General features: G+C 62.0%; 1 protein-coding gene. It reads left to right on the top strand.

Going from position 1 to position 945, the window contains the following annotated elements; all coding sequences use genetic code 11:
- The coding region (locus DY218_RS34080) for a hypothetical protein (protein ID WP_233521880.1) at positions 1–328 on the top strand (328 nt) is incomplete at its 5' end.
- Positions 329–945: the final 617 nt, after the last annotated feature.

Raw genomic sequence — 945 nt, 5'->3', positions numbered from 1 at the left:
CCTAGAAGCGCGATTCGCCGACCTCGTGAAGTTCGTCCGCAACCGCGACACGTTCTTCTTCCTCGTCAGCCGTGAGCACATGGATACCGACTGGGGTCGGGAGATCGTTGAACTCGAGGACCTTCGGTTCGTCCACCGTATCCTGACCACCAGGCCAAACACCGCGACGTGGCGAGGCAAGGACACAGACGTCTTCATGGTGGACATCCCGGCTCTTGTCACGAAGCGAATGAGGAAGGCGCCCGTGGAGTTCTGGAAACCCGGCAAGTCCGATGAACTCCGACGAGCCGGATGGGTCTACACACCGGATTGGGCAGAGCAGAAATAGCGGAAGCGATTCTCGCTAGCCCCGGAGCCCTCTTGGCAAGCTCGGTGAGTCGAACCGCGGCCCATACATCTGACGTCGCAGTGCCCGAGAAGACAACGTCGGCGCAAGCCTTCGGCCGTGCGTCGACGTTGCTGCGGTTGTATTCCACGAGGCCTGCCTGGTCGATGGTGGAGGTGTAGCGCAAGGCCGCGCTGACAGTCAGGCCGTACAGATCTCAGATTCGGCTTGGGTCACCACCGGTGGCCCAAGCCTCGTGGAGAATGCCGGTCTCACTCGCCCACTCCTCAAACGCGGCGGATCGCTCATCCAGCCATGCTTGCAGCTACCCTTTCGCATCGCTCATGCGGGACACCGTCTCGTGGCCGGTGAGCCTCAGCGGTACGAGTGTGACGGCAGTCGCCACCAGCCGTGCCATTCGCGTGCCATACAGGACACGCCACAGCGGTAAATGGAGGTCACAAACACCCCCGAGGGCCGCTACCTTCAGGCTTCGTTATCCCTGGTCAGCGGCCTGCTCGCACCTCAGATGCCGATTGATTCCCAAGCTCAGAGCGCGGGTTCGATTCCCGTCACCCGCTCCATAGCAAGAGCCCCAGGCCGATGGCCGGGGGCTTTTT

Origin of the sequence: Streptomyces triticagri (genome assembly GCF_003429565.1) — a bacterium.
In the GTDB taxonomy this organism is placed as follows: Bacteria; Actinomycetota; Actinomycetes; order Streptomycetales; family Streptomycetaceae; genus Streptomyces; species Streptomyces triticagri.
This window is presented reverse-complemented; position numbering and strand designations above follow the sequence as displayed.